The sequence below is a fragment of the Burkholderia sp. ABCPW 14 genome (assembly GCF_001523835.1).
In the GTDB taxonomy this organism is placed as follows: domain Bacteria; phylum Pseudomonadota; class Gammaproteobacteria; order Burkholderiales; family Burkholderiaceae; genus Burkholderia; species Burkholderia mayonis.
In genome coordinates this window covers 1-8,428 of sequence record NZ_LOVS01000156.1, presented here as the reverse complement: position 1 = coordinate 8,428, position 8,428 = coordinate 1, and the positions used below count along the sequence as shown (strand labels likewise).

The 8,428-nt window shown below is 63.2% G+C and carries 8 protein-coding genes and 1 pseudogene; 5 read left to right on the top strand and 4 right to left on the bottom strand.

The window, feature by feature from the left end:
- Both WS62_RS25490 and WS62_RS25485 read left to right on the top strand, forming a co-directional pair.
- Positions 1-109: pseudogene (locus WS62_RS25490) on the top strand (IS5-like element ISCARN85 family transposase); the annotation flags it as partial.
- Positions 110-131: 22 nt separating this feature from the next.
- A complete protein-coding gene (locus tag WS62_RS25485; RefSeq protein WP_082721280.1) occupies positions 132-1,172 on the top strand; it encodes a response regulator transcription factor in 1,041 nt (346 codons plus the stop codon).
- 749 nt (positions 1,173-1,921) lie between these two features.
- Here the strand turns inward: WS62_RS25485 and WS62_RS38435 are convergent.
- Positions 1,922-2,089, bottom strand: coding sequence for a hypothetical protein (locus WS62_RS38435; protein WP_156441132.1), 168 nt, complete (start codon positions 2,087-2,089; stop codon positions 1,922-1,924).
- Positions 2,090-3,020: 931 nt separating this feature from the next.
- Positions 3,021-4,145, bottom strand: coding sequence for a porin (locus tag WS62_RS25470; RefSeq protein ID WP_066491108.1), 1,125 nt, complete (start codon positions 4,143-4,145; stop codon positions 3,021-3,023).
- 587 nt (positions 4,146-4,732) lie between these two features.
- Here WS62_RS25470 and WS62_RS25465 point away from each other — a divergent pair.
- The 3 genes from WS62_RS25465 (at position 4,733) to WS62_RS25455 (ending at position 6,866) form a co-directional block, all read left to right on the top strand.
- Positions 4,733-5,140: a YXWGXW repeat-containing protein gene (locus tag WS62_RS25465; protein WP_066576806.1), complete on the top strand. Its 408-nt coding sequence runs from the start codon at positions 4,733-4,735 to the stop codon at positions 5,138-5,140.
- A gap of 308 nt (positions 5,141-5,448) precedes the next feature.
- Positions 5,449-5,754, top strand: coding sequence for an ArsR/SmtB family transcription factor (locus WS62_RS25460; RefSeq protein WP_156441133.1), 306 nt, complete (start codon positions 5,449-5,451; stop codon positions 5,752-5,754).
- A gap of 50 nt (positions 5,755-5,804) precedes the next feature.
- Positions 5,805-6,866, top strand: coding sequence for an alkene reductase (locus tag WS62_RS25455; protein WP_066576803.1), 1,062 nt, complete (start codon positions 5,805-5,807; stop codon positions 6,864-6,866).
- Positions 6,867-7,151: 285 nt separating this feature from the next.
- Here WS62_RS25455 and WS62_RS25450 read toward each other — a convergent pair whose 3' ends face one another.
- On the bottom strand, positions 7,152-7,703 hold the full coding sequence (locus WS62_RS25450) for a GNAT family N-acetyltransferase (RefSeq protein ID WP_066576796.1): 552 nt from the start codon (positions 7,701-7,703) through the stop codon (positions 7,152-7,154).
- Positions 7,704-7,787: 84 nt separating this feature from the next.
- Positions 7,788-8,276, bottom strand: coding sequence for a hypothetical protein (locus WS62_RS34915; protein WP_231748417.1), 489 nt, complete (start codon positions 8,274-8,276; stop codon positions 7,788-7,790).
- Between the last annotated feature and the right edge of the window lie 152 nt (positions 8,277-8,428).

Here is an 8,428-nt window from a genome sequence, read left to right as displayed (position 1 = left end):
GTTCCGTCGATTGAAGGGCTTTCGTCGCATCTTCTCGCGCTTCGACAAACTCGATCTGATGTTCATTGCCTTTATCAACTTCGCCCTGATTGTCGAAGCCCTTCGATAGTGTGAACACGCCCTAGCCGCCGATGACTGATCCCGTGCCGCCCGTTCCCGTTGCCGCGCTGCCCGGCGTACCCGGCAATCGTCCGGTCGTGCTGATCGTCGACGATACGCCGGACAATCTCGCGCTGCTGTCCGACACGCTGCAGGCGGACGGCTACGCGGTGCTCGTCGCGCTGAGCGGAGACGACGCGCTGAAGTGCCTCGCGCGCGTGACGCCCGACGTCGTGCTGCTCGATGCGATGATGCCGGGCCTCGACGGCTTCGAAACCTGCCGCCGCCTGATGCAGGACCGGCGCCACGAGCATCTGCCGGTGATCTTCATGACCGCGCTCGCGGAAAGCGAGCATGTCGTGCAGGGCTTTCGCGTCGGCGGGATCGATTACGTGACGAAACCGGTACGGCCCGAGGAGGTCTGCGCACGAATCGCCGCGCACGTGGAGCGCTCGCGCGCGCAACGCTACGCGAACACCGTGCTCGGACTCGACGCGCGGGCGGCGGTGATCGTCGACTGCGCCTGCGCGATCCGCTGGCACAGCCCGCAGGCGGTGCCGAAGCTCGCCGGCTACGACGAACTGGACGCACGCGGCGATGCCGGCCCGTCGCGCGAATCGGCACGATGCGAATCCGCGGCCGACGCAGCCGGTGGTCGCCAGCCAAGGACGGTCACGCGCGCGACGCTACCGGCCGAGCTCGCGCACTGGTTCGCGGACTGGCTCGAACAGGGCTGCCCGGATGACGCGCTGCACGAGATCGCCGCCGGCGACGTGCGCCGCGTGGCGCGCGTGACCGGCGCGCCGGCGCAAGGCGAATGGGTGATCGTGCTCGAAACCTACGACGACGGCGCGCAGGTCGCGTCGCTGATCGAGCAGTTCGGGCTGACGACGCGCGAAGCCGAGGTACTGCTGTGGATATCGCGCGGCAAGACGAACCGCGATATCGGCGACATCCTCGACATGGCCCCGCGCACGGTGAACAAGCATCTCGAGCATCTGTTCCGGAAGCTGCATGTCGAGACGCGCTCGGCGGCGGCCGCGCTTGCGGTGAAGGCGGTGTCGCGCGGGTGAGCCGCGCGGCGTGCCGACCGCGCGGTCGCACGTCGCAACTGTGCTGCTTTTCCGGCGTGCGAGCCGTCGCCGCCGTGACGGCCGCCCCTCTATGCGACAACCTGCGTCATGCCTCGATTGCAACGACCTCGATGTATCTGTGCGGCGGCGTCCTTACCCTTAATCCTCCATTTCAGTCAGATGCCGAATGTCCCAATCAACGATTCGCGACCGCCGTCGGCTGACCGACGGATAAATAGGGCTGCGTAATCGCGATGGATCTCCGGCGGCCAGTCCGCCGGTGGCGGGTCAATGGCGAAGTGGGCGGCGTACCGGCTGCGCTGAGTGGCGACGTAGTTGACGCACTTGATCTGATCCTATTTTTTTACTTCCACGGGAGATATCCGGCCCGCGTGACGTACCTTCGCCCCAGCACCATCGATGGGCGCTGACGAACGTACTTTCAACGATGGTGCCTGCGCAGGACGACCGGCAAACGGGACGGCCGGCAGCATACATCACGGAAACTGAGCCGCTGTTTAAGCAACTGTTCGCCGACCGAACGCGCTTTCGCCGTTCGATGGCGGCGCTGGTACTGGCACAATGGCGCGCGCCTTCACTCGCAGACAGACGCGAGGCGCCAGCGGATATATTTATCGATCATATTTAATGTGCAAATTATATAAAGGATCAAATATGATCGATTAAACCTGTTCTCTTGGCGGCGAGAAGCGTGATCTCAACGATTCCGTTCGCCGTGCAGCCGATATTCACACCCCAGCCGTACGAAACATCCACTCGGTCAGCTCCAAGAAATCGGACACGTCCCGGCCTTTAGGCACCTCTCGCACCAGATCCGACTGTGGTGGCGACAGCCCCGCGTCGAAATCGGTCACAGCGACGCCGCTGCGCGTGTGCGCCTGCGTGTCGATCTGCATCGTCAGGATGTTTCGTGACCAGCCGTACTCTAGCGCTTTCCAGCGTACTAGTCCTGCACCACCGGGTCCCTCGCCTTGTCGAGCCGTGTGCAGAGGTGAAACTAGGGAATTTGTGCAGCAGGTTGCTGCACAAATTCCGGCGCCGGCCACGCCTGCGCGTACGCCCGCATGTATTGGAGATTCTGCGGCGAAAACCCTCGCATATTGGAGATATGATGCCTTCAGATCGCGCGCAAGCTGGTCGATGACCTTCGTACCCTACCCTCGCTGTTGCTATCGCAGAAGAATATCGCGACCGAACTGCGGCCACAGAGTAATTTATGATTCACGCTCATCGAGGGGCGCCGCCGAGCGCGCTCAACGCGCTACTTGCGTTTGGCAAGCCAGCGATGATAATCGCCGCCCAAAGGGCCGATGGACAAGGTGTCGGTCATGCGAGTCTGCGGCGCAGCGCCTCGTCGGTTCAGTCGTCAACATTATCGGGGGCCCGGCGGGCATGCGATAACCGTTAACCTGCACAAATCCGTTCCTAGCGGCATCCAGCCGGCGCGGCTGCGGGCCTCAGAAGCGATCGCACGCGATTTAGGTTGTTGGACTTCGGTGCCCCTCTTGCTGCGGATCTAGATTTGGCCACGCGTGGCTCCAGCACCGTCATTCTTCGCCTCATTTCTGAGGCGCTGGACTTCACAATCACATGCTTGCTCGTCCAGCCCGGTAGGCCTCGTATCTGGTTTCTGTTCGTCAGGTCATGGCTTTACTACGCGCTTCTTTCAGACCCCGCCTCGCGACGCCCGCTTGCGCTTCACTAATCCTTCACCACCATCAGGCTGAATAGGGAGCTTGCACCCCCAAGCTGTTGAACATGCTCGGCACACATGAAAAAAGGCGCCCGAAGGCGCCTTTTCGAGACTGGACAAGCCAGCCGTCACCCTTAGAAGCGGTGACGCAGACCAACCGTTGCTGCGGTTTGGTTGATCGACGTGCTGAACGGCGTGCTGAGGTCGCCGTTGTAGATCGATGCGTTCGCGTTCTTCGACGAACGCTGGTACACAGCCTGTGCGTACACGTCGGTGCGCTTCGACAGAGCGTAGTCGGCTTGAACGCCGATTTGGTTCCAGTGCGCGCTTTCGCCATTCACCTTGGCGTTCGTGTACGTGTAAGCAGCACCCAGACCCAGAGCCGGCGTCAGGTTGTACTTCACGTTGGCTTCGTAGTTGTCCGCGCGCAGGGTCGGCGAACCGTTAGCCTGGTTGTCGAGACGCGATTGCGTCCACACCAGACCGCCTTGCAGCGGGCCGTACGCGTAGCTTGCGCCAGCGCCGTACACGCGCGAACGACCTTGCACGTTCGTCACGCTCGAGCCGTTCAGGCTGAGGCCGGTGAGCGGATCCGTCGCACCCACGGTGTTCACGCCCGGGTTGTTGGCTTGCGAGTACGCAGCACCGATCTTCAGGCCTTGGAACTGGTACGAAGCGCCCGCGCTGTAAGCACGGTTGTTCGCGAACTGCGAGTTGTTCGAGAACGAGTACGTGCCGCCGAATTGCAGACCAGCGTAGTTCGCGCTCGTGAACTTGACCGTGTTGTTCACCGCGACGTCGCCGTTCGTGCTCAGACGATCGTTGTTGAGCGGGTGCGCGAAGTACGTGCCGCCCCAGGTGCCCGTTGCCGACAGCGGCGACAGGTAGTCTTGGGTTGCGTCGTACTGACGGCCCAGCGTGACCGTGCCGTAGTTGCTCGACAGACCGACGAACGCTTGACGGTTGAACATGCCGCCGTTGTTCTGGAACTTGCCGTTACCGATGCTGAAGCCGCTTTCCAACGTGAAGATCGCCTTCAGGCCGCCACCCAGGTCTTCCGAGCCGCGCAGACCGAAACGGCTTTGGTCGACGCCCGAGCCAACCGACCACAGCGACTTGCCCGAGCCCGACGGCGTCGCGACATTGCTTTGGTACGTGATGCCTGCGTCGAGCACGCCGTACAGCGTGACGCTGCTTTGTGCGTGTGCGACGGTGGCGAACGATGCAGCAACTGCTGCAACAATCAGAGTCTTGTTCATGCGTGGAGCTCCCTTTTTAAAAAGGTAGGCCTTGCGACCTCGTTTCGATAAACGGTCTGCAACCGCCCGGAAGCGCCACATCGGCTTGCGAAACTACCTGCATGGCCGCGCCCGGATGGTTGCCCGTTATGGGAACCGTGAGTTTAGGGGTGTACCCTAGGGCCGCCATTCGCGAATAAAGAAATAAGCTTTTCCAGAACTAGAAATAATAGAAATGCTAGCCTCTTATAAGTATTTGTTTTATCTAACGTTTTTGGCCTATTGACACTATCTTTTTGGCGGGGTCGGTACGAGCATTCTTCTGTGTCAGCGTCTTGACGGTTGCGTATAAACAACAACCGTCTGCGCATAGAACTGACGGAATCGGTATTTTTTACCCATTTTTGACGTAATCACCATCGCCGGGAATAAAGGCTATCGGCAGATAAATTTCGATAGCTTCATACTGCTTTCCGTTCTGCATGACCGTCGAGCGCCGCAACAGCCGTTACAGCATTCGTAACGATAGACGGTGCGCGACGCGTTAGGGTCGAACCTGCGGCGCCGCTTCGGCTCGCGCCGCATCCGGTTCACTACACGGAGCAACCATGAATCGACGCCATTTTCTTCGCACGCTCTCGCTCGCCGGCACCGCGCTTGCCGGCGGCCTCGGCTTCGGCGCCGCCGCGACCGCTCAACAGCCGCCCGGACCGCCGCAGTCGCCGCCCGGCTATCGACCGCCCGATTACCGTCCGCCGATGCAGCCGCAGCCCGCCCGGCCGCCGTACCCCGATCGTCCGAACCGGCCGCCCCCGCCGCTTCGACACGAGCGTCGTCCAGCGCCCCCGCGCCCGCGCGGCTATGTGTGGACGAACGGCTCCTGGGGCTGGCGCGGCGGCCGATACGTGTGGATCCCGGGCCGGTGGGTCGCACAGCGCCCCGGCCATCGCTGGGTGCCCGGCTATTGGCAGCAGCGGGGAGGAACGTGGATCTATATCGACGGGCGCTGGAATTGAGCGCGTCCCGGAGCGCGCGGCGGCTTTCCGCGAAGCGTGTTGCGCGCGGCAGGCGCCAACCCGAGGCTTTCGGCAAGCCGCGCGTGTGCTCGCCGCCCGGCGAGCGGTTCCCGGTTCATGCGGCGACCGTACGAGTACGCTCGCGGAAGGCGGTCCGTCGCCACGCGGCTCCGGCCGCTATCGCATCGATTGCAAATCTCTATCACCCCTAGTCAATAGAGTGTTGCTGTTCATATCGTCATTGACCGATATAGGCTTCGGGAACCGACGATTCGCACGATTCCACCGCCTTCGCCTTGTCCATGACCATCGACGTCGACGTCGACGCAATCTACAAAGCGCTCGCCAGCCCCGTCCGCCGCGCGATCCTCGCGTGGCTGAAGGAGCCCGACAAGCACTTCCCCGCATCGCACGCGGGAGCGTTTTCGCACGGCGTCTGCGCGGGCCAGATCGATGCGCTGTGCGGGCTGTCGCAATCGACCGTGTCCGCGCATCTCGCGACGCTCGAGCGCGCCGGACTCGTCACGTCGACCCGCGTCGGTCAATGGGCGTTCTTCAAGCGCCACGACGCGGTGATTCAAGCGTTCCTCGATTCGCTGCATCGCGGCCTTTGACATCCGCCCATTTGCCGCAAGGGCTTAGCCACACTCGAAGGGGTCTCCTCATGCCTTCTCTGTTCGATCCGCTGACCATCGGCGACCTGACGCTCCCGAACCGCATCATCATGGCGCCGCTGACCCGCGCCCGCGCCGGCGACACGCGCATTCCCAATGCGCTGATGGCGCGCTATTACGCGGAGCGCGCGTCGGCAGGGCTCATCATCAGCGAGGCGACGTCGGTCACGCCGCAGGGCGTCGGCTACGCGAGCACGCCGGGCATCTGGTCGCCGGAACAGGTCGCGGGCTGGCGGCTCGTGACGGCCGCCGTCCATGCGGCCGGCGGCCGCATCTTCCTGCAGCTCTGGCACGTCGGCCGCGTGTCCGACCCGGTCTTCCTCGACGGCGCGCTGCCCGTCGCGCCGAGCGCGATCGCGCCCGGCGGCCACGTGAGCCTCGTGCGCCCGCAGCGGGCCTACGTGACGCCGCGCGCACTCGAGCTCGACGAGATCCCGAGCGTCGTCGCCGCGTTCCGCCGCGGCGCCGAGAACGCACGCGCGGCCGGCTTCGACGGCGTCGAAGTGCATGGCGCGAACGGCTATCTGCTCGATCAATTCCTGCAGGACGGCTCGAACCGCCGCACCGATGCGTACGGCGGCTCGATCGAGAATCGCGCGCGCCTGCTGCTCGAAGTGGTCGACGAAGCGATCGATGTCTGGGGCGCGGCGCGCGTCGGCGTGCATCTGGCGCCGCGCGGCGATTCGCACACGATGGGCGATTCGAACCCCGCCGCGACGTTCGGCTATGTCGCGCAAGCACTCGGACGCCGCAACATCGCGTTCCTGTTCGCACGCGAATCATTCGGCGGCGATTCCCTCAGCCCGCAGTTGAAGGAAGCGTTCGGCGGGCCGTTCATTGCGAACGAGAACTTCACGCTCGAAAGTGCGCAGGCGGCGCTCGAAACCGGACGCGCGGACGCGGTCGCGTGGGGCAAGCTCTTCATTGCGAATCCGGATCTGCCGCGCCGCTTCGAGCTGAATGCACCGCTCAACCAGCCGAACTCCAAGACCTTTTACTCCGAAGGCGAAACGGGATACACGGACTATCCGGCGCTGGAAAGCGCGGCGTGAGACTGTCTCGGGAACGGGCCGCCTGGTCGTGGGTGGTTCGGGTTCGGGGTTCGGAGTTCGGGGTTCGGAGTTCGGAGTTCGGAGTTCGGAGTTCGGAGTTCGGAGTTCGGAGTTCGGAGTTCGGAGTTCGGAGTTCGGGGCTCTGAGATCGGTAATCGGTAATCGGTAATCGGTAATCGGTAGTCGGCGGTCGGCGGTCGGCGGTCGGCAGGTCGGCAGGTGGCCATCAAGCGTCGTCAGTCCGATGAGTGTCGCGCATCGGCCGCCAACGGCGACGCCAGTCGGCTAGTCGCCAAGCGAGCAACTCATGAACACGCGCTGCGATTCGTCGAGCCCGTGCGCGACGTGCGCCGCGCGTACGGCGGTCAGAGCGGGATCGAGCGCGCCGTCGTCGAGATCGACGAAGCCGAGGCAGCGGTAATACGGCGCGTTCCACGGCACGTGCCGGAACGTCGAGAGCACGATCTGCCGCGCGCCCGCCCCGCGAGCCCGCCCCGCGACGGCGTCGATCAGCGCGGAGCCGATTCGCCGTCCCGCATGCTCGGGCGCCACGTCCACCTCCTCGAGATAGAGACGCGACGCGTCGAGCATCCTATATATCGCAAAGCCGACGATGCGTTCGTCGGCATCGACGGCGACGAGCGCGCGGCCGGCGTCGATCCGCGCGTGCAGATCGGCAAGGTCGGTCGGCGGGCTCGACGCGATATGCGGCATGCCGACGTCGTTAAAACGCTGCGCGGCGGCGGCTTCGATGTCGGCCATCAGCGGAGCTTCGCCCGCGTGCGCGGCACGGATGCGGATCGGAATTCGTTGCGTGGCGGAGTCGAGTTCGGTCACTGTCGAATGGCTAAAGAGTCGATCGAAATTGATTGAGTCGCACCACTATGGGCTGGCACCCATAGAGGCATACACACGTCGCGTTCACGCGACGGCCACGTCACGTACTCCAATGGGATCATTCTCTGCCAGATATCGCGTCTGGTCGCAGTAAATCCCGCGTTGCTCGTAGAGCGCGCACGGCCACGACGTGAAAGCCGCCACCGAATCATGCACGTATTCAGCTAACAGTTGATCGACAGCCGCTACCGGCGCGCCCGGCGCACCCCATGCCGATAGTGTCATTTGCTCGTAGGGTGTCAATGAACGCGGCATTTGCGGATAGCTCTGGGGACCGGCGCGGCGTTCGACCGGATGACGCAGGAATTCGATGTGCCGTATAAGTCGCTTCTGCTCGCGTAAAAGCTGCTTTGCTTGCTCTTCCGGGTCTTTCGGCACGTCGTATTCCCACTCGTGCGACTGGCAGGCTGGATGATCCGCGTCGGTTCCCGCTGGCACTGCCTTACAAAATGAATCGCTGAATTTCGCGTACTTATTTCCCAGCACGCGAGCATCCGCATCGTTATGAGCCAAGACGCCACGCCACCAAAAATTAAGGTTCATCGCAGTAAACCGTGGAGGGTTTGATGGAGATTGCGTAACCTGACGCCTGATTCTATAGAGGTCAGGAGGAAGAATTGCACGATCGCAAGGCACTTCAGGCACTGGGCGGCTGGACCGGCTAT

Bases quoted from the DNA above. Each gene is read 5' to 3' on its own strand.
- WS62_RS25455 (WP_066576803.1), top strand. From the start codon at position 5,805: ATGCCTTCTCTGTTCGATCCGCTGACCATCGGCGACCTGACGCTCCCG.
- WS62_RS25465 (WP_066576806.1), top strand. From the start codon at position 4,733: ATGAATCGACGCCATTTTCTTCGCACGCTCTCGCTCGCCGGCACCGCG.
- WS62_RS25485 (WP_082721280.1), top strand. From the start codon at position 132: ATGACTGATCCCGTGCCGCCCGTTCCCGTTGCCGCGCTGCCCGGCGTA.
- WS62_RS25470 (WP_066491108.1), bottom strand. From the start codon at position 4,145: ATGAACAAGACTCTGATTGTTGCAGCAGTTGCTGCATCGTTCGCCACC.
- WS62_RS38435 (WP_156441132.1), bottom strand. From the start codon at position 2,089: ATGCAGATCGACACGCAGGCGCACACGCGCAGCGGCGTCGCTGTGACC.